A 22,986-nucleotide genomic window follows, 5' to 3' on the forward strand; every position below is an offset into this window, starting at 1 on the left:
CAGGCCCGGTCATGCGCACTGAGATAACCAACCGGCCCAATCAAGCCATTTGAACATTTATTTAGCTGAGCAGCAGTGGTAGCCTGAAAGCACTTACTCTTTGGTGGATTTTTTTATGCGCACTTTTGCTGTGATGCTGCTGTTAGTTGCTGGCCCGGCCCTGGCCAAGTCGTTGCCCTGGCCAGAGCGGCCGGTCGTCGCCAACACACCTCAGTTGCAGCAGATCATTGCTGCAGATGCTCAGCTGCAATTGTTGGCGGAAGGGTTTCGCTGGTCAGAGGGGCCTGTGGTGGAGCCGGATAGCGGCGATGTGCTCTTTACCGACGTACCGCAAAATACCCTGTACCGCTGGAGTGACACCGATGGTTTATCGGTGTATTTGCAGCCTTCCGGCTATACTGGCCTGTACCCGGACAATCAACTGCAGGAAGGTGCCAACGGCCTGATTTTTAATGCCGATAATCAGCTGGTGTTGGCCCAGCATGGCGATCGCCGCCTGGCGGTGTTGCTGGATGCGACCACGCAGCCACCGCAGTATCAAACCCTGGTCAGCCAGTATCAGGGCAAAGCCTTTAACAGCCCGAATGATCTGGTGCAGCACAGCAGTGGTGCCTATTACTTTACCGATCCCCCCTACGGCTTAAAAGGCGGCGATGCATCCGCTGAAAAGCAGCAAAGCGTCAATGGTGTTTACCGGCTTGATGCAGACGGCTCGGTGACCTTGCTGATCACAGATTTAACCAGGCCTAATGGCCTGGCATTTTCGCCGGATGAACAATGGCTCTATCTGGCCAACTCAGATCCTGATGCCGCCCAGTGGTGGCGCTACCCGGTGCATCAGGACGGCCGTTTGGGCAAGGGGGAGCTGTTTTTCGATGCCACAGCACACACCAAAACAGCCAGTGGCTTGCCAGATGGTTTAAAGGTGCTGCCATCCGGTGTGTTACTGGCGACCGGGCCTGGTGGGGTTTGGCTGCTTTCGCCAGAGGGTGAACACCTGGGGACCATTCAAACCGGGGTAGCAGCGGCAAATGTGGCTCTGAATGCCGATAACAGCTGGCTGTACATTACCGCCAGCCAGTATTTATTGCGTATTCCACTGGAACCTTGAGATAGAAAAAAAGGATAAAGTGCTGAGCTTTATCCTTTTCACTGCATAAACCGCGCGCTTAGCTGCTCGCGAGCTCGCCACGCACCATAGCAGCCCCTGCCGTTAAAGCCTGAAGCTTACCCCGTGCAATGGGGCGCGGCAGTGGCGCCATGCCGCAGTTGGTGCATGGGTAGAGCTTGTCGGCATCAACAAACTGCAGCGCCTGGCGCAGCGTGGCGGCGACCTCCTCCGGGGTTTCAATGCTGTGGTTTGCCACATCGATGGCACCTACCATCACTTTTTTGCCGCGAATAAGCTTCAGCAAGTCCATCGGCACCCGCGAGTTGTGGCACTCCAGCGAGATGATATCGATGGAGGAATCCCGAAGTTTTGGAAACACAGCCTCGTACTGGCGCCATTCCGAGCCCAGCGTTTGCTTCCAGTCGGTATTGGCCTTGATGCCGTAGCCATAGCAAATATGCACAGCGGTTTCGCAGTCAAGACCGGCTATCGCCTGCTCTAAGGCAGCAATGCCCCAGTCATTCACTTCGTCGAAAAATACATTAAAAGCCGGCTCGTCGAACTGAATAATATCCACCCCGGCCGCCACCAACTCTTTGGCTTCCTGGTTGAGAATTTTGGCAAACTCAAAGGCCAGTTGCTCGCGGCTTTTGTAGTGGCCATCGTACAGGGTGTCGATCATGGTCATCGGGCCCGGCAGCGCCCATTTGATCGGTTGTTTGGTTTGCTGGCGTAAAAAACGCGCATCCTCCACAAAGACCGGTTTTTGCCGGCTGACCGCGCCGACCACTGAGGGGACGCTGGCTTCGTAACGATTGCGAATACGCATGATTTCGCGTTTGGCAAAGTCCACGCCATCCAGGTGCTCAATAAAGGTGGTGACAAAGTGTTGGCGAGATTGCTCGCCATCGCTGACAATATCCAGCCCGGCCTGTTGCTGCTCGTGCAGCGCCAGGCGCAGCGCATCCTGTTTGCCATCGGTTAACTCCTGGCCCTGCAATTTCCAGGGCGACCACAGGGTTTCAGGCTCAGCCAGCCAGGATGGTTTGGGCAAGCTGCCGGCGGTGGAGGTAGGAAGTAGTCTGTTCATCATGCAATCGCCCGCTCTTCAGTTAACGTTTCAAGCAAAGGGTACTGAGCAGCCCATTGTTCCAGCAGCTGCTGGTGCGGTTTGATAAAGTGCTCCTGGGCAAACCGGCCCTGCTCCACCGCCAGCCGGCTGCGCTCTTCCCGATCGTAGACGATGTCGGTTTGCGCATGGTCTGGGTTTTTCAGATTGGGCTGATAGCGCTCCCCTGCCGCAGTATGGGCACTGTAAATTTCCGGCCGGTAGATTTTTTGAAAGGTTTCCATGGTGCTGATGGTGCCAATCAGCTCCAGATTGCTGTAATCATTGAGCAAGTCGCCAAAGAAATAAAACGCCAGCGGCGCGGCGCTTTGAGCCGGCATAAAGTAGCGCACATGCAAGCCCATCTTTTTGAAGTACTGCTCGGTCAGCGAGCTGTCATCCGGCTGATACTCCACGCCCAACACAGGGTGCCAATTCCTGGTACGCTGGTAGGTTTTGTTGTCGGACACGCTAAGGCAAATCACCGGCGGCTTACGAAAGTGCTGCTGGTACTCGCTGGAGCTGACAAAGCACTGAAACAGCTTGCCGTGCAAATCGCCAAAGTTTTCCGGAATGCTGAAATTGGGCCTGTTTTTGTTGTGCTCCAGTAACACCACACTGAAATCATAATCGCGCACATAAGACGAAAAGTTGTTGCCAACAATGCCTTCAATCCGCTGCTTGGTTTTGCGATCAATGATGCTGGTTTTAAGCACTTCTATGGCCGGAAACCCCTGCGCTTTGCCTTCGATGTGGATATCGACGGAAATGATGTCCAGTTGCACCGCATAGCGATCGGCATTGGGGTTATCCCAGGGTGCCAGTGCATTAAAGCGGCGGTCGATCATCGCCAGGGTTTTGCGCAGATTCTGCTGACGGCTGGCCCCTCTGGCCAAATTGGCAAAGTTGGTGGTAATGCGGGTATTGTCGGCCGGCTGATAATGCTCGTCAAAAGCGATGCTTTTAATGCTAAATGTAAAGTTAGTCATAATCTTTGCTACCCCGTTGTCTGTTACCTAGGCTGCTGCTTTACGAACGGCAAAGCCTGTTGCATGCATTTGCTGCCAGTACATCCGACGCCAAATTAGGCATCTGGACATCTAAACGGCAGCCATGGATGTGTTATACGCGCAAAATCCGGGGAAGGAAAATGGTGATATTTCAGGTGCAGTATGAAAAATTTTCATAGTGCCATTCTCCTCTCAGCAACTGCTTTGCTGCATAGCTCTAATTGAAACGCATAGGGCTTGTGCTAAGTAGCTATTGGGAGAGTATGTGATAGACAGACTAAAAGATGCTCACTGCCAGACATCCGCACCAATCGCACGATTTAAGCGTATTGACCGCTTTGTGCGATACGTTATACTTCAAGGGGTGGTTAACAATGGAGCTTTACCATGCAAACATTAACCGCAAATGATGCAAAGCGGAATTTTGGCGAATTGCTACTCAATGCGCAGCGGGAGCCGATTAAAATCAGCAAAAACAGTAAGGATGCTGTGGTGGTGATGTCTATTCATGATTTTGAAGCATTGGAGGCGATGAAGGCGGAGTATTTGAAACAATGCTTCGATGCTGCGAAGAAGGACCTGGCCAACGGCAAGGTGGTTGATGGCGAAAGTTTTCTTAACGCGCTCTAAAGCCATTGATGCAACAGCAAAGCTTTCAGCTAAGCAGCCTGGCACAGGCACATTTGCGTGCAATTAGAGATTACACCCTAACGCATTTCTCTGAGTCGCAGTGGCTAAAATACAAAGCAAGTCTGCTGTCTGGCTTTCAAATGTTGGCCGATAATCCTCAACTGGGGCGCAGTTGTAACGACATTTACCCCAATGGATTCTATTTCCCGATTGGCAGACATACCGCCTACTTCACAAAAGAAGACGGTTTTATTCTGATCGTGGCTGTATTAGGGCAACCACAACTGCCACAAAAGCACCTGGCATAGCATGGCAGTGATTCTGTGATAACCAAGACAAAAAGGAAACTCCCCTTGATTTGCGATTTGATTGCAGTAATGTGATGAGTTTGCTTAAAACCCATATTCGCGCTCAACTTTGGCAATTCTGGTTTTAAAACTGCGATACCATTGTTCGCGGCCAAGCTTTTGAGCAAGCAGGTGCTCTGCATTTGCTTTCCATTGCTTGATGGATTCCAGGTCTTGCCAGTAGGAGACAGTAATACCAATGCCCTCCCTGGCCGACTCGATGCCGAGAAAGCCCGGTTGTTCTGCAGCAAGTTGCACCATTTTATCAGCCATCGCAGCATAGTTGTCTTGGTCCCCCTCGGTGCGTACTGAGGTAAAAATCACCGCATAATAAGTCGGCTTTGGGGTCGGTGCGATGTGGCTCATACTTGCTCCTGCAGGCTTTGACTGTTGGAAGATGGCCTGGACTATATAGCTAAGCCGTTCGTAAGATTTTTTCCATCTTACGGCCTTTGGCAAGTTCGTCCACCAGTTTGTCGAGGTATCTGACCTGCCTGGTTAAGGTGGTCTCGATGTCTTCAATGCGATAGCCGCAAATAGTGCCAGTGATTAGGCTGGCATTCGGGTTGAGCTTGGCTTTAGCAAAGAATTGCTCAAAGGTTGCCTCACTCGCAATCAGGCGCTCCAGGTCTTTGTCATCAAAACCGGTCAGCCAGGCAATGACCTGATGCAGCTCTTCCCGGGTACGCCCTTTCTTTTCAACTTTGGTGACATAGTGCGGATAGACCGAACTAAAAGTCATCCGCGCCATGCGCTCGTCATGTTCTTGAGTAGTGGTCACAGCAAGCTCCCATATTCAAATGCATCTGGACCATTGTTGACCGATTTGTCCTTGCTATCAACCGCGAAATGCAGCCTCTATGGCAGCAATGTCGATTTTTTTCATCGTCATCATCGCATTAAAAGCACGCTTGGCGGCGGCGCGATCGGGGCTGGTGTAGGCTTTGGTCAGTGCGACTGGCGTAATTTGCCAGGAAATTCCCCATTTATCCTTGCACCAACCACACTCTACCTCCTGGCCGCCATGGCCCACTATGGCATTCCAGTAACGATCCGTCTCTTGCTGATCCTCGGTGGCAAGCTGAAAAGAAAAAGCTTCACTGTGCTTCACGCCAGGCCCGCCATTCATCCCAAGGCAAGCAACCCCGAGTACAGTGAACTCAACGGTGAGCACATCCCCTTCTTTCCCCGCTGGGTAATCACCGGGCGCTCGGTGCACCGCTTTAATGCTCGAGTCCGGGAAAGTCTCGGCGTAGAAACGTGCGGCTTCCTCAGCATCGTTATCGTACCAAAGGCAGATGGTATTCTTGACAAGGGTGGTCATGTTTCGTTCTCCTGTCTGTGCTATTGCCCTAAATGGCACTTCTTAGTCGGCTGAGCTGGCCTGAATTCGACAGCGCTAATAAAGAATCGGCTTTTCTGTAAGAAACAAGCTGCAATACATGGCTCAATACCTCAGCGAATTACGAATGAATAGCTTTCAATTGCACACTAGCATTGTACCCTTTGTTCGATAGTGGCTGCGGTAAGCCCTCTGTTCCCATAGTATAAAATCTGGCAACTTTATTTTTACCACCGGCTATTCTGCGTTAGACTTAAAGCACTCCACCCGCCGAAGGAATGTTATGCGCGCTTTGATTATAGAACCCAGTCCAACTTACCAGCGCATCTTGTCCCGCATGCTGGAAAGCTATGACTTTGATATTAGCTTTGTGGATACCGCTACCGCAGGTTTTCGGGCCATGCGTGCACATTCTTTTCAATTCGTCTGTGTTGCCATGTATCTGGCTGATCTGACCGGTATTGAATTCTGCCAACAGGTTCGGGCAGACGAGCAGGCAAGTGACCTGCCGATATTCATTGTCACTTCCGAGTCCAACCCGGAGCTGCTGTCCTCCGCGTTAGCGGCTGGCGCCACCGACATTATTCGCAAGGACGACTTGCCCCGGCTGGAAGAAGCCTTGCATAGCTTAATTCCACTAGGCCCTTTTCGCTACAACATCAGTGGCAAGGCCCTGTACCTGGAAGACAGTTTAACCGTTGCCAAGGCTACCGATGCCAAGCTAAAGCGATTGGGTCTTTCGATGGATCATGCTTTTTCCATCAAGCAGGCACTCGAACTGCTGCAGCACAACAAATACGAACTGATCATGACCGATATCGTACTGCAGGATAATGAGACCGGCATTGATTTTATTAAGCAGCTACGCTCTGAGGCCCGTTTCCAGCAGACGCCTATTCTGGCGGTTACCAGCCTGGAAAGTATCAATCGCCGTATTCTTGCGCTGCAATCCGGCGCCAACGATTACATCTCCAAACCGGTGCTGGATGAAGAACTGTTTGCCCGCATCAACAACCTGATTTCAGCCAACCGTCTGGTCGATCAGCTCACCCGTGAACGCCAACGTTTATTGGAACTGGCGACCAAGGATCATTTAACCGGCCTGTACAACCGCCACTTTATGGGCGAAGTCGCCAAACGCCGGTTTGCCGAAGCCAGCAAGCAGCAGTTGCCACTATCGCTGCTGGTGATTGATATCGACCACTTTAAGCAAGTGAATGATCAACATGGCCATCATGTGGGTGACAAAGTATTAAAACGTCTTGCTGAAGCCTTACGCGAACAATTCAGCGAGCAGGATTGCATCGCCCGTTTTGGTGGCGAGGAGTTCGTGGTGCTGCTACATCAATGCAGCCTGGCCGTTGCGACCACCCAAGCACAGCAGTTGTGTGAGCGGCTGCACCAGTTAAAACCGGAAGGGGTTGCTACCAGTGTCAGTATAGGTGTCACCAGCCTGAACCCGGCGCAAACCGAGTACTTTGATGAAGTCTTTGCCAGGGCAGATAAAGCGCTGTATCAGGCCAAGCAGAATGGTCGCAATCAGGTGGTGAGCGCAAGCTAGTCAATGGCTGGACAAAGTGCTCACCGCCTAAACACGGCTTGTGATTACCAAACCAAACAAATACTTAGCCAAACAACAATGGCTTGGCTTTGGCCAGATGGAAAATAGCCCCCAACAGCGCAAGTGCCAGCACCGCAAAGCCAATGCGCACGCCTTTGGGTTTACCTGGCTTAAGCGCTACCATACCGGCACCGATGTAACCCACCAGCAGCACAATTTTTAGCCCCAGCCAACCGTGCGTCATCAACTGCCAGGGGCCGATAAACCAGAGCGTGAGTGCAAAGAGCAGCAGTAGGCTATCGTTGATATGGGGGATAAAGCGCAGTGGTGTTTGCCGCCAGCCCGGCTTGCCAATGGCATCCAACACCAGGCGCAGAGTAAACAGCAAGGCCGTCAGGTAGGCAAACAGCATATGCAGGTGTTTTATCGGAGCATAGTATTCCATGGGGATCCTTATAAACTTCAGGTAAGTAAGGCCATGATATACCAGAAATTCAACAGCTCAAAACCCCGCGTCTGCCAGCAACGCAGACAGCTGCTGCAATGCCTCAAGCCCCTGAATATCGGTAGCTTGCAGCGGCAACTGGTAACGCGGCAGCTTGGCAAATTCGGTGTTGATCTGAGCCAGATGCTGTTGCTCCTGCTCGCGCCGCTTGGCTAAAAAAGCACCATCGGCGCTTGCTGGCAGTACCCGGTTCACCACCAGGCCAGCCAGAGGTAGCTGTTCTTGCTGCAAGCTGGTCACCGCCCGCATGGTTTCTAAGATGGGCAGTTTTTCCGGTGTCAGCACAAACAGCAGCGCCGTTTGCTGATGATCCAGTAAGATCTCGCGGGTACGTTGCAGCAAGCGCTGGCGTGCCAGCAAGGTTTCGGTGATGGCTTTATTGCGCTCATCCATCCCGGCGGTGGCATGCTGGTTCGGATCGCCCATGGGGTTATCCAGATCGCGGCCGGCTTTTGGGGTGAGGTGATCCAGCACATCGCCCAGCTTTTTGGAGCGTTGATTTGCCTGCAATAGTCCCTGCGTCCAGGCTGCCATGGCTTCGGGCAGGCTAAGCAGCCGCAGCGTATGACCGGTTGGGGCGGTATCCAAAATCAGCAGATCGTAATCGCTTAAACCAAGCTCAATGGTGTTAGCAATCCGCTCCAGCATAGCTGCTTCCTGGGCACCGGGTGAGTGGCGGGTCAGGCGCATTTGCCGCTCAATTTCGGCGAACATCTCAGGGCGGGTAAAGCGCTTTAACTGGGCGCTGACGTTGGCCAGATGCTGTTCGACTTCACGATCCGGATCCAACTCCAGCCCATCCAGGTTGGGTGCCAGCCGGGTAATGCGATCACCTATCGGCGCCCGGCCAAAAGCATCGGCCAGACTGTGCGCCGGATCGGTCGAGACCAACAATACCTTCTGGCCACGTTGGCTGGCCAGCACCGCCAAGGCCGACGAAACCGTGGTTTTACCCACCCCGCCTTTGCCGCCAACCAGCAATACGCGCTGGCCTGTTAACAGCATCGGAATTGATCCAGTGGTGAGTGCTCCATGCCCATGCGCTGATGCCAATCATGAAAGCGCTCCAGTAGTAGTGGTTGCAGCTCCAGCGTGTAATAACTGGCCGGATTCGGCACGCCCATCATTTCCGAGAACACCAATAGCATAAAAAGATCGTCCTGCTCGCGCTTAGCGCGGGCAATGGCCGAGCGATACGGCGCGTTGTAGGCTTCTTCAGCATAAAAACTGGCCTGGCGAAACCAGGCTTTGATGGCATCCAGTTTCATGATTTGCTGACCACCGCTTTGTTGGCTTTGATTTGCTTGGTTAAGGTTGAGCTGGCTTCCAAAATCACCAAAATGGCAGCAGCCAGGATCACCAAGTCCAGTGTAAACAGGAACCAGTCGCCTTGATCGTAAAAGGCTTTCAGTTGGATCAACAGTCCCAAGGTGGTCATGCAGAGCAAAAACAACAGCGGCGCCAGCGTATACCACATTGGCCGCCCCAGTTTGACCAGCATCACGGTGATCACCAGCAAGGTTAAGCCTGCCAGCAGCTGATTGGTGGTGCCGAATAACGGCCAAATCAGCATGCCACCGGCGCCATCACCGCCGGCACCAAAGGCCAGCAGCAAGCAGCAGCCTACCGCCAGCAAGGTGGCCGGCAGCGTTTTTTGCATCCAACCGATGCGGTAAATACTGCCCCACTCCTGAAAGATGTAGCGCTGCAGGCGCAGACCGGTATCCATGGTGGTACCGGCAAACAGCACCACCATCACGGTAAGCAGGGTTTGCGCCATCACAGTATCGAGCCCCAACCCCTGTTCCAGAATGGTGGCACCGCCACGGGTAAAGGCGGCCACCCCGCCCTGACCAAAGTTGTGGTAAATGGCCTGCCAGTCGGCCAGGGTAGCAAAGCCGGCGCTGACGGCAATAATGGCCGCCAGTGCCAGCGCACCTTCGCCAATGGCACCGAAGTAACCGACAAAACGCACATCCGGCTCTTTATCCAGCTGCTTCGAGGTGGTGCCACTGGCCACCAGACCATGAAAGCCTGAAATCGCGCCACAGGCGATGGTGACAAAGAGCAGCGGTATCAGCGATGGCGTGCCTTCCGGCACTTCGGTATTAAAGGCCGGTGCCACCACCTCAGGGCTGGCGAGCAGCACAGCGCCGTACAACAAGCCCAGGCCAATAAAGAGCTGCATGCCATTGATGTAATCACGCGGCTGCAGCAAGGCCCAGACCGGCAATAAAGACGCGATGGCGGCGTAGACAAACAGCAGCACAATCCAGCTTTGGCGATCGGATAAACCAAACAAGGTTTCTTCAGGCAAGGAGAATGGCAGCATAGGCCCGACATAAATCATGCCGTACAGCGCCACTACCCCAATCACAGTCACCAGCAACAGACCAATGATTTTCCGGTAAATCAGTTGGCCAATGATCAGCGCTACCACAATAGCGCCCCACACTGGCAAGGTGGCACTGGGAAAGTTGATCAGCTGGTTGGCAATCACCACCGCAAAAACGGCGTTGACCATCAGCAGCACCAGGAAAATCACAATCATAAAAATACTGCGGGCGCGGTTACCAACAATGTCGCCGGTTAAAGCACCAATGGAGCGGGCTTTGTTGCGGCTGCTGGCCCAGATGGCGCCGGCATCGTGCACACCGGCAAAGAAAATGGTGCCGAATACCACCCAGAGAAAAGCCGGCACCCAGCCCCAGATCACTGCTATAGCCGGGCCCAAAATTGGCGCAGCGCCAGCCACCGAGGTGAAATGATGGCCCCACAAAATGTATTTGTTGGTGGGCACATAATCGACCCCATCCTGCAGCTCGTGCGCCGGGGTGCGAAAGTTTGGGTCGACCTGAAAAATCTTTTCGCAGATAAACTTCGAGTAAATGAAGTAGCCCAGCGCCATAGCGCCAAGCCCCATCAGCATTAAATAGACGGCATTCATGCAACCACCTCTTGTTTCAGGGCGTTAAGTTCAACCAAGCATGATACAGCAGCCAGCAGATGGCAAGTATTCGACCAAGGGCGAATGATTCAGCTATTGCTGATACAACTGCTCTGTCGAAGTGCTTGAGCAACACAGCTGATTTACCTACAATAACGCACTTTCAATTTGCAGCAGAGCCAAACCATGTCCGATACCCCAGCACGCCCAGAATTACCCGATTGCCTTTCCGTCAACCCGCGCAGCCCGCATTATGTGAAAGAAATATTCGAGCACGACATTGGCATCCGCGTTAACGGCAAAGAGCGTTTTGATGTAGAAGAATACTGCATCAGCGAAGGCTGGGTGAAAGTCGCAGCCGGCAAAGCCGTCGACCGCCGCGGCCAGCCACTGCTGATGAAAATCAAAGGCACGGTGGAAGCGTTTTATCGGGATTAATTCCACGTTTAGCGCCCCGGCTCATGACCATCGTAACGTGGTAAGTCATCATCCAAGTCATCCCAATTGGCGCGGGAGGACACAAAGTTGTGCGAGCCGGGCCGCTCGGTAATATCCGAGTCCAGAATACCCAGCCGAAGCCGTACTTTGTCGGGTGCCTGGTCGTTGCTGCTGTAGATGGGCGAGGCACAGATGCCGTAAAAATGGCGTTTTTTACCCGGCGAGGTTTCATAATAGCGAATATGCGCTTGCCCGCTGTGAATGACTAAATCCTTGGTCGCGACAAAGCCATTGGTGGCATAAGCGGTGCCACTGTTTTTACGGCATTTGCTGCAATGACAATGAATAATGGACTCAATAGGCCCCAGCACTTCTAAGGTGACTTCCCCACACAGACAACTACCCTGGTACATCACTCTCTCCTTTTTACAGCCGCCTATCAGACGGCTGAGCGATTAATTGCAGATCAGATAATCACAAGCCGCCACGGTTAAAAGCGCACCATACTGGATACGTAGATGAAATACTTGCGTAATTACATAATTTACCATACGAGGCCGAAAACCTAGCAAGCCGCGCCACACGTTGCCCCAAATACTGCGCTGTGATCAGATCAGTTTTATGGACGGTGCCATCCGCTGAATGCGCAATCAGGCCTGATTGAGCACCAAGCCGGTTCTGTCGTGTGGCATCACCACTCTTTGCTGAACCATTCCCCGCAATATCCAGGCCAGCCCACAGCATGCCATGCTGCCCTGAGAATACTTGAAGATATTGCAGCGTGCTAAGCTGATCGCCACTCAGGTTTGCACCTATGGTAAAACCTGCGGCCAGCTTATTCGCCCAGGCTTGTTCAGCCCAAAGCTCACCGGTGGCATCGGCAAATGCCTTAAACTGCGCGGATACGCAGCCCATATAGGTCGGTGAACCAAAAACAATGGCATCGACACGGCTCAATTGCTGCAACAGAGCGCTATTGCGAAAACGCCCTTGTACAATATCGGCTCCCACAATTTCTGCCATCACAACATCAACGCCAGCCACCTCAGCCGCCCCTGCCGCAACAGCCTGCGCCAGCTGCCGGGTAGTACCTGATGCGGAGTGAAACACCACACCTAACTTCATCACAGTACCTCCTTGGACTTAGCCTGGTTTAAATTGCGCTCGGCCGGAAGATCACTCAGGTACTCGACAAACTCAACTTCAAAACCAGCCGGATCGATAAAGTAGACGTTCTTACGAAACGGCTCCTCGGCACCAGCTTTAGCAATGGCAAAACCTGCAGCCGTTAATCTGGCTATAACCGCAGTTAAATCATTAGTGACATAAGCAAAGTGCGCTAAACCCACACTATGCCCTGTCAACTCTCGGTTGGTCCCTTCACCGTTATCATTGAACGCCAGATAATGATAATCATCACCAAAGTGCAACCATTTACGCGGCTTACCATACCAATCACCATCACCCTGATCGCGAATGCGCCAGTGCGGAAAAGCCGCGCGGTAAAATTTCAGCATGGCATCCATATCATTCACTACCAGATTCACGTGCTCTAAGTGCATAAAAGTCTCCTTGCATTAAGTCGACCAACAGGGTAAAACCTCAACAATAGTTGAGGTAAAGCTTTTTCTGCAAAAAATTTTAAATCGATTCAGGAGCAACCGATGACAGAGGCTGTGTTCAGCGTTGGCGTGGTAGCAAAACGGTGTGGGGTAAAAGTCAGTACCCTGCATTTTTACGAACAGCAGGGCTTGATCCAAAGCTGGCGTAATGAAGGCAATCAACGCCGCTTTAAGCCAGAAGTGCTGCGACGGATTTCGGTGATTAAAGCCGCTCAAAAAGTAGGTGTCAGCCTCGAGGAGATTAAACAGGCCTTTCAGGCCCTGCCCAATAACCGCACGCCAACCATTACAGACTGGCAACAGCTTTCCAAAAACTGGCAGCGCCAACTCGATGGTCGCATCGCCTATTTGCAAAAACTGCGCGATAACTTAACCGGCTGCATTGGCTGTGGCTGTCTAAGTATGAGCCAATGCCCGCTGTATAACCCGGACGATACGCTTGGTGAAAGCGGTAGCGGCCCGGTGATCCTGGAACAAGCAGAGCAAGAGGCCTGTGGTATACAGCACAAAAAATAAGCGCTCAACTAGCTAGATAGCAGCCCCAGACAAACCATAGCAGCGACTGGCACTATGCTGACTTAACTGCTGCCAGTCTTCAGCACTTAGCCCAAGCGCCAAACAATGATCAAAATAACGCTGCCACAACTGCTGGTAACTACCCTGCCATAAACACAGCGGAAAGTTACTGGCCAGCATCAGGCGATCTGTCGGTAGTAGCTCCAGAGCAGCAGACAGCACCCGCTGGAACCAACGGCTATCGAAGGAGCTCGCCACCCCGGCTTGCTGCATTTCCCAGCCGGAGAGTTTCATCGCAATAGTCGGGTATTGCCCAAGCTGCCGCAGTGCCTGTTGCCAGCCACTGAACCGCTCTGGTGTTACCAGCCCGGCATGATTCAGCACCAGTTGCAGCTTTGGCTGTTGCTGTGCCAGTTCGGCAATACGCTGCCAGTTGGCGGGTTTACTAAGATCGCACTGCACTTCCAATAGCAGCTGATGCTGTTCCAGCCAACCGGCAATAGTATCAAGTTCGGGGCGCTGCAACACCCATTCATCTTCACCTTCAAAGATATGGCGCACCCCGGCAGGACGATAAGGCAGTAGCGCCTGCAGCTTATGCTCTGCCTGGTGAAGGGGTGCAGAGCAATCCAAAAATGCCACACTGCGATAAGCACAGGGCCAGTCCTGCTTGCTTAACCAGGCAAGCTCCTGCTCTGGCTGCTGGTTATCAAAGCCCGCCTCAATATGCACGGCTCCCAGCAAGCGAAACGGCGGCTGTAGCGCTAAGTCAGCTGGCAAAAAAACCTGCTGCAACATAGATTTTTCAGGCCAGTGTGGTGGGTTATGCGGCCGCAGCCAGTAGTATTTACCAGTATTTAATTGCCAAACATGCAGGTGAGGATCGACGATGTCGATGCATTGCTCATTCATTGGGCGGTATAGCCACCGTCAATCAGCTGCAAACTGCCAGTGATAAAGGCAGCCTCCGGGCTGGCCAGAAACGCCACCAGTGCTGCCACTTCTTCTGGTTTCCCTAAACGCCCCAGAGGCTGCTCAGCCGCTTCTTCGCGGTGCACCTCATTGGCATCACGGCCACTTTGAGCGCAATAGCGGGCTATGGCCTGCTGGTACAAAGGTGTATCGATGGTACCGGGACAAACGGCATTGCAGCGAATATTAAAGTTGGCGTAATCGAGCGCGGTGGTGCGCGCCATGGAAGCCAGGGCGGCTTTGGTCAGGTTGTAAGCAAAAGAGTTGCGTTTACCAATGACCGCTTGATCCGAGGCCATCAGCAGAATAACGCCATTGCGCTGCTGCTTCATCACCGGCAACACCGCCTGCACCGCGGCAAAAGCTCCTTTCACATTGAGCGCAAACAGCTCATCCAGCATCGCTTCAGTTGTCTGCTCAATATCGGCCGACAGATGGCGACCGGCATTGGACACCAGCACATCAATGCGGCCATACGCAGCTATTATCTGAGCGATCACCTGCTGCACCGCTGCAACATTACTGACATCGCAAGCCTGATAGACACCTTCCGGGCCAGGCTGAATATCCAGATTAATCACCTGATAGCCTTGCTGCAGCAATTTTGCCACCACGGCTGCCCCGATGCCGGCACTGCCCCCCGTGACCACAGCTACTGGAACTGTTCCCTTATTTTGCATGCTGGTAAACTCCGCAGGCTGCCTGGCCTGATCCAATCATTAAAACTCGTTGTATCATAACAGCTTTCGTCTGTATCGGCTTGAGACTTCCTCTCAGACTGTTACACTCTGACCTATTGATAAGTCGCCATTCAAGGATATTCTATGCAAACCTTAACTGCCGGACAAACCGCTCCTGATTTTACGCTGCAAGACCAAAACGGCCAGCAGGTCAGCCTGGCTGATTTTCGCGGCAAAAAAGTGCTGGTGTATTTTTACCCACGCGCTTCAACACCTGGCTGCACCGTACAGGCTTGCGGTTTACGTGATAGCAAAGCTGAGTTGGATAAGCTAGGGGTTGTGGTGCTGGGTTTAAGCCCGGATACCCCGAAAAAACTACTAAACTTTGCCGATAAGCAGCAGCTTAACTTCACCCTGCTGGCCGATGAAGATCACAGTGTGGCCGATGCCTTTGGCGTCTGGGGACCGAAAAAATTCATGGGCCGGGTTAGCGATGGCATTCACCGCACCAGCTTCCTGATTGATGAACAAGGCACCATTGCCCATGTGTTCGATACCTTCAAAACCAAAGATCACCACCAAGTGGTACTGGATTATCTGAGCCACTAAGTCATTTGCCCTGCCAACTCTTGCTTTGGTCGGATCCGGCATGCAAGAGTTGAAGCTTTGTGCATACTTAATGACACACTCGTTTTCTCTGGAGGTTTTATGCATTCGTTCCAAAAACTCTCTCTCACAGCCGCAACTTTGTTGCTGACCGGCCTGATTCAGGCGCAAACCCAGGCCCAGACGATAGACACTGAGCATGGCCCGATCCAAATGAACACCATCGCCGAAGGGCTGCAGCACCCATGGGGCATGACGTTTCTGCCGGATGGTCGCATGCTGGTGACAGAGCGTACCGCCAACTTACGTTATGTCAGCATGGATGGCAGCATCAGTGAGCCGATAGCCGGCCTGCCGGATATTCTGGTCGATGGCCAGGGCGGCTTGCTTGATGTAGCACTGCATCCAGACTTTGCCAGCAATCAATGGGTGTATATCAGCTACAACGAGCCCACCCCGGAAGGCAGTAGCACCGCCGTTGCCCGGGCACGCCTGAACGGTATGCAACTGGAGCAACTGGAGGTTATTTTCAGTGCTCAACCCAAGATGCGCAGTCGCCATCATTTTGGCAGCCGGCTGGTGTTTACCGATGATGGCTACCTCTTTGTTACACTGGGCGATCGTGGCTCGCGCCGGCACGATGCACAGACTCTGGATACTCATCACGGCAAAGTAGTTCGTCTGTATCCGGATGGTACTATCCCACAAACCAACCCCTTTGTTGGCCGTGAAGGGCTGGATGAAATCTGGTCGTTTGGTCACCGCAATATTCAGGGTGCCGATCTGCATCCACAAACCAGGGAGCTCTGGACCCACGAGCATGGCCCGCAGGGCGGTGATGAACTGAACTTAACCGAGGCTGCTAAGAACTATGGCTGGCCAACCATTACGTATGGTGAAGAGTATGGCGGTGGCCATATAGGCCCAACCGAAAAAGAAGGCATGGAGCAACCAGTGCATCAATGGACACCGTCCATTGCTCCGAGTGGCATGGTGTTCTATACCGGCGAGCTGTTCAGTGACTGGCAAGGCAATGCCCTGGTGGGCGCCTTACGTTATCAGTTGGTCGCGCGACTGGTGATGGATGGCAATGAAGTAACGCACGAAGAGCGTATTGATATTGGCATGCGGGTGCGGGATGTGCGTCAGGGACCGGATGGTGCTGTCTACCTGCTGACCGATGAGCCAAATGGCAAGGTATTACAACTAAAACCAGCTAAAAGCGAGTAGTAAACACTAACAAGGGCTGCCTGAGCAGCCCTTGTCGCTAAATTCAGGCAAAGCCATTCAATGAGCCAGCTTTATCCCTTTAGTCATTAAAAGCTCGGCCCAACAATAATGGATACACGGCGATTCTGGGCCCGCCCATCTTCGGTTTGATTACTGGCTATAGGAAAGTCACTGCCCAACCCCCGGGTACTGATTAAGTGCTCAGCCGTCCCTGCCTTAATAAAAACCTCCGCAACTCTCTGGGCTCTTCGTGCAGAAAGCTGACGGTTGTAGTCATCATCGCCAGTTGCATCCGCATGTCCTTCAATCCGTAATGAATTGATCCCAACACTACGCAAGGTATCGCTTAAGCGCCGTACTTCGGCTTTACTGTCTGTCGACAACTCAGCTTGATCAAAGCCGAAAAGCAATAGCACCGATAAATTGAGGACCCATTCATCCCCCACAGGTTCAAAGCCTTCTTGCACCAACACCCGGACTTGCTGGCTGGTTAACCCTTGTGTGGATTGACAAGCCGCCAACAAAAAAGCTAACAATAAAGTAAAGCTAAAAACTCGAAGTTTTCGCATGAGAGTACCTCTTTGTTTTCTCATTCCCTGTATAAAACCAAGGTGGTAATAACCAAACCCAATCAAGCCAGCGGCAGCCGGTAGCCATTTCTTCCACTGCCTTTCACCTGATACATGGCGGCATCTGCTGCCTGCATCAATGCTTCAGCACTATCCCCATGCTGGGGATAGCATGCCACGCCAATACTGATAGACACCTGAACCGTTTCCTGATTACTCAGGATAATAGGCTGGCTGACCTGGGCAATGATTTTCTGGCACAGGTGTTGAAGAGCCACGTCGGACTCAGGACCATCAATCAGTACACAAAACTCATCACCGCCAAGCCGGGCAATCAGATCCGTGGTACGCAGCTGTTGCTGAATACGGCTGGCTAAAGCTTTCAGCACCTCATCGCCTGCGGCATGGCCGTAGGTATCGTTGACCGCTTTAAAGCCATCACCATCAATGTACAAAATTGCCAGCTCTCCTGATTGCCGCAGCGCCCGTTCGATAGCGCGATGCAACGACTGTTCGAAAAAATTTCGATTACGAACACCGGTCAGCGCATCAAAATAAGCATGCTGTTGCAGCTCCGTATGGGCTGCTTCTACATTGGACTGCCATTGACTCAACTCATCCAACAGCGCATTGAAGTCAATCCGCAGCTGATCAATCTCGGCAATACCACTGCGCGAAATACGATGACTGAAGTCTCGTTTGGATCGGACCATCGAGCTCACAGAAGCCAGCTCCAACAGTGGTTGGCTCATAATGTGATGCAAGTGGCGGGTGCCCCAGAGTAGTAATATCAAAGTTAAAACCAGGCAAAGCAACAACCCGATAAAGCCATGCAGCATGTAAAGAGCAATCCGCTCCCCCTTTGGCCAAAGCGTGATAACCGCAATTTCTTGCTGCTGCATCAGGATTGGACTACTTTCCGGGCTAAGCAACCAATGAATAAAATAATAACCGGGCCCGGTTGGAGCTTGCTCAGCACTGTCTTGCCAGTCCAAATAATTCGCTCCACCCGACAGAGTGATGCGGGCCTTGAATACATCAGCATCACGCAGCAGTTGCTCCAATTGTTCAGTAACGATGTCTTTGTCATCAAAGTACACCGCGGCTTCAATAGTCACTGCTGTCGAACGGGCCAATAACTGCAAGTTCAGCTGAGTAAAAGCCGTCAGCTTTTTCATCCCCAACGCACCAATAAAAATGGCCAGTAGAACAACACTCACGACCACCACCATCATGGTAGTTCGCAGATAAACCTGCCGTAGTGATGGCAGGCGCGATGGTTTTCTTTTTTGCAGTACCTTCATAAATCACTCCGGTACTGCCCCAGCCGCAACACACTGGGGTGAATCCTAACCTTGCTACGGGATATAGCATCCAGATTAATCTTAAAGCTGGCTTTGCTGTTCTCGACATTGAAACAAAACATCCCACCAATGCTGCAATACTCGTTTTCTTCCTCCATGGTGATCACAGCGCTGGTCCCAACCGCCTGGTAGAGCTGTTGATAAACCTGGCTGGAGGTTTGACCAAGATAGTAGACATGACAAGATTTGTGGTCAGTCAGCGCCTGCTCAAGTGTCACCACCTGGCTCACTACAGGCACTTCACCAATGTAATGTGTGGCTTCCATAAGAATATCGGCATACTGAACATCACCAAGAATACAGACATCAACCTGTTCAGGCGCCTCAGGCCAACGGCTGTATCGAATGATGCCAAGCACTAAAAATGCAATTTGCTCGGAGATAGGTGCCAGCTCGGTGGTCTGCTGGGATGCGGCTTTCTCTGCTGCCAGTGAAGCTTCGCTAAAAGCAATGCAGCACAGCAGCATAAGGGCTATCAAAGTTTGCTTTAAGCAGGGTAAAACAGCTAGGGTCACAACATCATCCATGCAAAGAAAGCGAATACAATCCGGGCATTCATCAAGCGGATAGCTTTGTTTCGGCTAATTGAGCCAAAACTTGAGTACATTGTAACCATTATACCGACGCTTGGCGAGTCGCCAACTACTCCGCCGCTTCCATCGCCGGTTGCACACGGGTTGACCAGGCATTGATGGTTGCTTTTACCAGAGATGCCAACGGGATCGCAAAGAAAATGCCCCAAAAACCAAACATGCCACCGAAAAACAGCACGGCGACAATGATGTAGACCGGATGCAAATCAATGACTTCAGAAAACAGCAACGGCACCAGCAGGTTGCCATCCAGTGCCTGGATCACCGCATAAGCCAGCATCAGATAGCCAAATTGCGGGCTAAAGCCCCACTGAAACAACGCAACCAGTGCAATCGGCAAAGTCACCACAGCGGCGCCAATGTAGGGGATCAATACCGAGAAACCCACCAACACGCCCAACAGCAACGGATAGTTCAGACCAAAGAGTGCAAACACCGCATAACTCACTGCGCCAACAATCAGGATCTCCAGGATTTTACCGCGAATATAGTTCATGATTTGAAAGTTCATTTCCTGCCAAACCTGACCAATCAGCTTACGCTCGGTTGGCAGCAAAGCGGCGAAGCGCTGCATCAGCAGTTCTTTGTCTTTTAACATGAAAAACACTAAGAGCGGCACCAGGATCAGATAAATCATCAGCGCCACCAAATCGACAATCGAGGCCAGTGACAATGACAGCATATCGCGACCAAATGCCATCAGCCGTTCATCAACCGACTGCATAAAGATATTGACCTGCTCGGTACTAATCACCCCCGGAAAGGCTTCCGGCAGCTCGAGCAGGTACTGCCTGCCCTGCTCAATCATTTGTGGCATATCCCGCAGCAAGGTACGGCCCTGATGCCAGAATAATGGCATGGTCCACATCAAGACCATGGTGCTCAGGCCAATAAACGTAGACACCACCAGACTGGTACTGATGGTACGGGATAAACCTAAGCGGGTTAATCTGGCAACCGGCCACTCCAGTAAGTAAGCAAAAGCAATGGCTACCAGTAAAGGCGCCAGAATGCGCCCCAGCCAGTAAATGGATAAAAACCCCAGCAGTAACATCAGAAACAGCACCACAACTTGTGGATCAGAAAACTTGTGGTGATACCACTTTTTCAGCCAGGACAACATCGCATTTGGCTCCTTATCAACCAGTTCAGCACAGAAGATACAGCAAAGCCCTGTACCTGTCAGATTTGTATGGTAGATTACCAGATATCCGTGACAAGATAATTGCTGATTTTGCGCTGAACTTCAAACCAGTTTGGCTGCCTAATGCTGCGATTGGCTGTCTCAACGATACGGGCTGTATTACCAATGATATTTAACTCCTGCCGCTTTCCCCTGCTGCTAAGCTTGCGTAAACACCTGGTCACCGGTTGTTTGCTGGTACTGCTTGGTTGTATTCATATCAGCGCTTATGCCAGCCCGAACCTGCCTGATCTGGGTGGGAGCGGCTTTTCGACGTTAACCCCGGAAAAAGAAAAAATCCTCGGTGATGTGCTGATGCGCCAGGCCAAAGGCTCGCTGCCGATGGTATTCGACCCTTTGTTGGATGAATACATCAATGCCCTCGGTAACCGGCTGGTAGCCAATGCCAACGATGTCCGTTTTCCATTTCGTTTTTACTGGATAGATGATCGCAACATCAACGCCTTTGCGACCTTGGGTGGCCATGTCGCATCCCATACCGGCACCCTGGCTATTTCTGAAAGTGAAAGCGAGTTTGCCTCGGTGATGGCGCACGAAATTGCCCACGTCACCCAGCGCCATATTGCCCGCTTTGTCGAGGCACAAAGCCAGCGCGCACCGCTCACGCTGGCCGGTCTGTTAGGTGCCATTGTGCTGGCGACCGTCAACCCGGAAGCCGGTATGGCTGCGATGATGGCTACTCAGGGTGCTCAGGCACAAGCATCCATCAACTTTACCCGTAGCAATGAGCAGGAAGCTGATCGTATTGGTATGCAAATTTTAGCCGATGCCGGTTTTGATCCCCATGCCGTGCCAGACTTTTTTCGCCGCCTCAGTGAGCGTAGCCGTTTTATGAACCAACAACTGGCCTTTTTACAAACCCACCCCTTGTCACAAGCCCGGGTCACCGATACCCGATTGCGTGCCGAGCGCTTTCCAAAGCGTTATGTACCAGACAGTCAGGATTACACCCTGGCCAAGGCCCGGGTATTGGCCCGTTATCAGCATAAAAACGAGGATGTGGTTACCATATTCACACAACGTTTGCAGCAACCTGGTGGCAACACCCGTGCCAATCAATATGGTCTTGCCATTGCCTACCTGGACGCCAAACGCTACGCCGAAGCTGAAAAACTGATTGTAGAGTTGCTGGAAAAAGACGAGTACAACCTGTACTACCTGGATGTGTATACCGATGTACTGCTGGGTTTAAACCGTGCCAATGAAGCCCTGGAAATGTTGGAGCATCATTACCGGATCCGGCCAAACAATCAGGTGGTCACTCTCAACTACGCTAATGCAGCCATCAAAGCCGGTGGCAACCGGCTGGCCATTCATTTACTGAAAAATATGTTATTCTACAAAGAAGACAATATTCTGGCCTATGATTTAATTGCCAAGGCTTACCAGAACCTGGAAGATTACGCCCGCTTTTACGAGGCGCGGGCAGACTTTCATTATCAACTGGCGAACTATCCCAGAGCGATCGATGATTTGCAGGAAGCTTTGAATCATTTATCCAGCAGCGACAAGCTGGAAAATCGACGGCTGGAGTCCAAGCGGCGACAAATGCAAGCCGAGTTTGACCGTTTACGCCGGATGTAAAACATACCAAGCTAACCTCAGGCCATGGTGCACCGAACTTTGCACCTGTGCCTGACTTTCTCTACAATAGCCGGATTTACAGAACCGGAGCATTTATGCTGACTATTCTTCATAACCCCCGCTGTTCGAAAAGCCGGCAAGCCTTAGAGCTGTTGCAGCAACGTCAGGTTGAGCTTACCGTGATTGACTACCAAAAGCACCCACTAAGCAAAGCGGAGCTGGCCAGTGTATTGGCCAAGCTTGGGATCCCGGCCAGGGCCCTGCTTCGCACTAAAGAAGACGACTACAAGGAGTTGCAGCTGGATAACCCAACGCTCAGCGACGATGTGCTGATGGAAGCGATGCTAAGCCATCCGAAGCTGATGGAACGCCCGGTGGTATTTGACAACACTCGTGCTGTGATTGGCCGCCCACCCGAGCAGGTACTGGACTTGCTGGCATGAAGGTAAAAGTACTGATTTTGTATTACTCGAAGCATGGCTCGGTGGCGAAGTTGGCCGATAAAATTGCCATTGGTGTACAGCAAGCCGGTGCCGAAGCCATCCTGCGTTCAGTACAACCGCTGGATCCGGCCGAGCAACCACAACATCCGGTGATTAACGAGCAAGAACTAATCGAGTGCGACGCTTTGATTGTTGGCAGCCCGGTACGCTTTGGCGTGATGGCCGCACCGCTGAAAGCCTTTTGGGATCAGACCAGCCAGGCCTGGATCCGCGGCAGTCTGATTGATAAACCAGCCGGCGTGTTTACTTCGTCGGGTAGTATGCACGGCGGCAACGAAAGCACCTTACTTGGCATGATGTTGCCTTTACTTCACCACGGTATGCTGCTATGCGGCCTGCCCTACAGCGAGCCAGCACTAAACCAGACCAACCAGGGCGGCACGCCTTATGGCCCCAGTCATGTCAGCGGCATGACCGGAGACAAAGCCTTTAGCCGGGATGAACAGACTCTTTGCCTGGCATTTGGCCAGCGCATCGCCCGGATCACGCAACAGCTTACAACAGGAGCATCCCATTAAATGAATGCAGGTAAACCGGAGCAACT

The 22,986-nt window shown here is 52.2% G+C and carries 29 protein-coding genes; 11 read left to right on the top strand and 18 right to left on the bottom strand.

Annotation, left to right across the window (positions count from 1 at the left end; all coding sequences use genetic code 11):
* Positions 1–115: 115 nt before the first annotated feature.
* Positions 116–1,111 carry an SMP-30/gluconolactonase/LRE family protein gene (locus QWY20_RS13045; RefSeq protein ID WP_330129450.1) on the top strand — a complete coding sequence of 332 codons (996 nt, stop codon included), beginning with the start codon at positions 116–118 and terminating at the stop codon, positions 1,109–1,111.
* Positions 1,112–1,169: 58 nt separating this feature from the next.
* Here QWY20_RS13045 and QWY20_RS13050 read toward each other — a convergent pair whose 3' ends face one another.
* Both QWY20_RS13050 and QWY20_RS13055 read right to left on the bottom strand, forming a co-directional pair.
* Positions 1,170–2,204, bottom strand: coding sequence for a methionine synthase (locus QWY20_RS13050; RefSeq protein WP_330129451.1), 1,035 nt, complete (start codon positions 2,202–2,204; stop codon positions 1,170–1,172).
* On the bottom strand, positions 2,201–3,211 hold the full coding sequence (locus QWY20_RS13055; RefSeq protein ID WP_330129490.1) for a DUF1852 domain-containing protein: 1,011 nt from the start codon (positions 3,209–3,211) through the stop codon (positions 2,201–2,203). The genes QWY20_RS13050 and QWY20_RS13055 overlap by 4 nt, the downstream gene beginning before the upstream one ends.
* A 405-nt stretch (positions 3,212–3,616) precedes the next feature.
* Between QWY20_RS13055 and QWY20_RS13060 the strand changes: the two genes are divergently transcribed.
* Positions 3,617–3,859, top strand: coding sequence for a type II toxin-antitoxin system Phd/YefM family antitoxin (locus QWY20_RS13060; RefSeq protein WP_305944605.1), 243 nt, complete (start codon positions 3,617–3,619; stop codon positions 3,857–3,859).
* Between the two features lie 8 nt (positions 3,860–3,867).
* Entirely contained in the window at positions 3,868–4,167 is a 300-nt protein-coding gene (locus tag QWY20_RS13065; RefSeq protein ID WP_330129452.1) for a type II toxin-antitoxin system RelE/ParE family toxin, read from the top strand.
* Between the two features lie 84 nt (positions 4,168–4,251).
* Here QWY20_RS13065 and QWY20_RS13070 read toward each other — a convergent pair whose 3' ends face one another.
* From QWY20_RS13070 to QWY20_RS13080, 3 genes are read right to left on the bottom strand one after another with little or no spacing between them, the layout of a single operon-like run.
* Positions 4,252–4,572 carry an antibiotic biosynthesis monooxygenase family protein gene (locus QWY20_RS13070; protein WP_330129453.1) on the bottom strand — a complete coding sequence of 107 codons (321 nt, stop codon included), beginning with the start codon at positions 4,570–4,572 and terminating at the stop codon, positions 4,252–4,254.
* A 49-nt stretch (positions 4,573–4,621) separates the two neighbouring features.
* Complete coding sequence (locus QWY20_RS13075) at positions 4,622–4,987, bottom strand: DUF2200 domain-containing protein (RefSeq protein ID WP_330129454.1); 366 nt, start codon at positions 4,985–4,987, stop codon at positions 4,622–4,624.
* A 57-nt stretch (positions 4,988–5,044) separates the two neighbouring features.
* Complete coding sequence (locus tag QWY20_RS13080) at positions 5,045–5,530, bottom strand: VOC family protein (RefSeq protein WP_330129455.1); 486 nt, start codon at positions 5,528–5,530, stop codon at positions 5,045–5,047.
* A 301-nt stretch (positions 5,531–5,831) separates the two neighbouring features.
* Here QWY20_RS13080 and QWY20_RS13085 point away from each other — a divergent pair, with 301 nt between their 5' ends.
* A complete protein-coding gene (locus QWY20_RS13085; RefSeq protein WP_330129456.1) occupies positions 5,832–7,109 on the top strand; it encodes a diguanylate cyclase in 1,278 nt (425 codons plus the stop codon).
* 64 nt (positions 7,110–7,173) lie between these two features.
* Here QWY20_RS13085 and QWY20_RS13090 read toward each other — a convergent pair whose 3' ends face one another.
* The 4 genes from QWY20_RS13090 to QWY20_RS13105 are packed head-to-tail and all read right to left on the bottom strand — an operon-like array spanning position 7,174 to position 10,561.
* Complete coding sequence (locus QWY20_RS13090) at positions 7,174–7,554, bottom strand: SirB2 family protein (RefSeq protein ID WP_330129457.1); 381 nt, start codon at positions 7,552–7,554, stop codon at positions 7,174–7,176.
* A gap of 57 nt (positions 7,555–7,611) precedes the next feature.
* Positions 7,612–8,619 (bottom strand): ArsA family ATPase, encoded by a 1,008-nt coding sequence (locus QWY20_RS13095; RefSeq protein ID WP_330129458.1) that lies wholly within the window; start codon positions 8,617–8,619, stop codon positions 7,612–7,614.
* Complete coding sequence (locus QWY20_RS13100; protein WP_305944576.1) at positions 8,610–8,882, bottom strand: cory-CC-star protein; 273 nt, start codon at positions 8,880–8,882, stop codon at positions 8,610–8,612. Before QWY20_RS13100 ends, QWY20_RS13095 begins: the two co-directional genes overlap by 10 nt.
* Entirely contained in the window at positions 8,879–10,561 is a 1,683-nt protein-coding gene (locus tag QWY20_RS13105) for a carbon starvation CstA family protein (RefSeq protein WP_330129459.1), read from the bottom strand. The genes QWY20_RS13100 and QWY20_RS13105 overlap by 4 nt, the downstream gene beginning before the upstream one ends.
* Positions 10,562–10,747: 186 nt before the next feature.
* Between QWY20_RS13105 and QWY20_RS13110 the strand changes: the two genes are divergently transcribed.
* Complete coding sequence (locus tag QWY20_RS13110) at positions 10,748–10,999, top strand: DUF3297 family protein (RefSeq protein ID WP_330129460.1); 252 nt, start codon at positions 10,748–10,750, stop codon at positions 10,997–10,999.
* 8 nt (positions 11,000–11,007) lie between these two features.
* Here QWY20_RS13110 and QWY20_RS13115 read toward each other — a convergent pair whose 3' ends face one another.
* From QWY20_RS13115 to QWY20_RS13125, 3 genes are all read right to left on the bottom strand, one after another.
* Entirely contained in the window at positions 11,008–11,412 is a 405-nt protein-coding gene (locus QWY20_RS13115; protein ID WP_330129461.1) for a GFA family protein, read from the bottom strand.
* Positions 11,413–11,473: 61 nt separating this feature from the next.
* On the bottom strand, positions 11,474–12,127 hold the full coding sequence (locus tag QWY20_RS13120; RefSeq protein WP_330129462.1) for a flavodoxin family protein: 654 nt from the start codon (positions 12,125–12,127) through the stop codon (positions 11,474–11,476).
* Entirely contained in the window at positions 12,124–12,561 is a 438-nt protein-coding gene (locus QWY20_RS13125) for a VOC family protein (RefSeq protein WP_330129463.1), read from the bottom strand. Before QWY20_RS13125 ends, QWY20_RS13120 begins: the two co-directional genes overlap by 4 nt.
* A gap of 102 nt (positions 12,562–12,663) precedes the next feature.
* Here QWY20_RS13125 and soxR point away from each other — a divergent pair, with 102 nt between their 5' ends.
* A complete protein-coding gene (soxR, locus tag QWY20_RS13130; RefSeq protein WP_330129464.1) occupies positions 12,664–13,137 on the top strand; it encodes a redox-sensitive transcriptional activator SoxR in 474 nt (157 codons plus the stop codon).
* Between the two features lie 12 nt (positions 13,138–13,149).
* On the opposite strand, the gene QWY20_RS13135 is transcribed toward soxR, so the two are convergent.
* Positions 13,150–14,049 carry an amidohydrolase family protein gene (locus QWY20_RS13135; RefSeq protein WP_330129465.1) on the bottom strand — a complete coding sequence of 300 codons (900 nt, stop codon included), beginning with the start codon at positions 14,047–14,049 and terminating at the stop codon, positions 13,150–13,152.
* Positions 14,046–14,789, bottom strand: coding sequence for an SDR family NAD(P)-dependent oxidoreductase (locus QWY20_RS13140; RefSeq protein WP_330129466.1), 744 nt, complete (start codon positions 14,787–14,789; stop codon positions 14,046–14,048). The genes QWY20_RS13135 and QWY20_RS13140 overlap by 4 nt, the downstream gene beginning before the upstream one ends.
* 144 nt (positions 14,790–14,933) lie before the next feature.
* On the opposite strand from QWY20_RS13140, the gene bcp reads away from it, so the two are divergent.
* Positions 14,934–15,398, top strand: a complete 465-nt coding sequence (bcp, locus tag QWY20_RS13145) for a thioredoxin-dependent thiol peroxidase (RefSeq protein ID WP_330129467.1) — start codon at positions 14,934–14,936, stop codon at positions 15,396–15,398.
* A gap of 99 nt (positions 15,399–15,497) precedes the next feature.
* Entirely contained in the window at positions 15,498–16,625 is a 1,128-nt protein-coding gene (locus tag QWY20_RS13150) for a PQQ-dependent sugar dehydrogenase (protein ID WP_330129468.1), read from the top strand.
* An 86-nt stretch (positions 16,626–16,711) separates the two neighbouring features.
* Here QWY20_RS13150 and QWY20_RS13155 read toward each other — a convergent pair whose 3' ends face one another.
* The 4 genes from QWY20_RS13155 to QWY20_RS13170 all read right to left on the bottom strand — a co-directional run bounded on the left by QWY20_RS13155 (position 16,712) and on the right by QWY20_RS13170 (position 20,274).
* Positions 16,712–17,194, bottom strand: coding sequence for an OmpA family protein (locus tag QWY20_RS13155; RefSeq protein WP_330129469.1), 483 nt, complete (start codon positions 17,192–17,194; stop codon positions 16,712–16,714).
* A gap of 62 nt (positions 17,195–17,256) precedes the next feature.
* Positions 17,257–18,498, bottom strand: a complete 1,242-nt coding sequence (locus QWY20_RS13160; RefSeq protein ID WP_330129470.1) for a diguanylate cyclase — start codon at positions 18,496–18,498, stop codon at positions 17,257–17,259.
* Positions 18,495–19,073 carry a YfiR family protein gene (locus QWY20_RS13165; RefSeq protein ID WP_330129471.1) on the bottom strand — a complete coding sequence of 193 codons (579 nt, stop codon included), beginning with the start codon at positions 19,071–19,073 and terminating at the stop codon, positions 18,495–18,497. The genes QWY20_RS13160 and QWY20_RS13165 overlap by 4 nt, the downstream gene beginning before the upstream one ends.
* Positions 19,074–19,200: 127 nt before the next feature.
* Positions 19,201–20,274 (bottom strand): AI-2E family transporter, encoded by a 1,074-nt coding sequence (locus QWY20_RS13170; RefSeq protein ID WP_330129472.1) that lies wholly within the window; start codon positions 20,272–20,274, stop codon positions 19,201–19,203.
* A gap of 225 nt (positions 20,275–20,499) precedes the next feature.
* On the opposite strand from QWY20_RS13170, the gene bepA reads away from it, so the two are divergent.
* The 3 genes from bepA (at position 20,500) to wrbA (ending at position 22,960) form a co-directional block, all read left to right on the top strand.
* Positions 20,500–21,939, top strand: a complete 1,440-nt coding sequence (gene bepA / locus QWY20_RS13175; RefSeq protein ID WP_330129473.1) for a beta-barrel assembly-enhancing protease — start codon at positions 20,500–20,502, stop codon at positions 21,937–21,939.
* 95 nt (positions 21,940–22,034) lie between these two features.
* Positions 22,035–22,382: an arsenate reductase (glutaredoxin) gene (gene arsC / locus QWY20_RS13180; protein WP_330129474.1), complete on the top strand. Its 348-nt coding sequence runs from the start codon at positions 22,035–22,037 to the stop codon at positions 22,380–22,382.
* A complete protein-coding gene (wrbA, locus tag QWY20_RS13185; protein ID WP_330129475.1) occupies positions 22,379–22,960 on the top strand; it encodes an NAD(P)H:quinone oxidoreductase in 582 nt (193 codons plus the stop codon). The genes arsC and wrbA overlap by 4 nt, the downstream gene beginning before the upstream one ends.
* Positions 22,961–22,986 lie beyond the last annotated feature (26 nt).

The organism is Alkalimonas cellulosilytica (assembly GCF_036325985.1).
Lineage (GTDB): Bacteria > Pseudomonadota > Gammaproteobacteria > Enterobacterales > Alteromonadaceae > Alkalimonas > Alkalimonas cellulosilytica.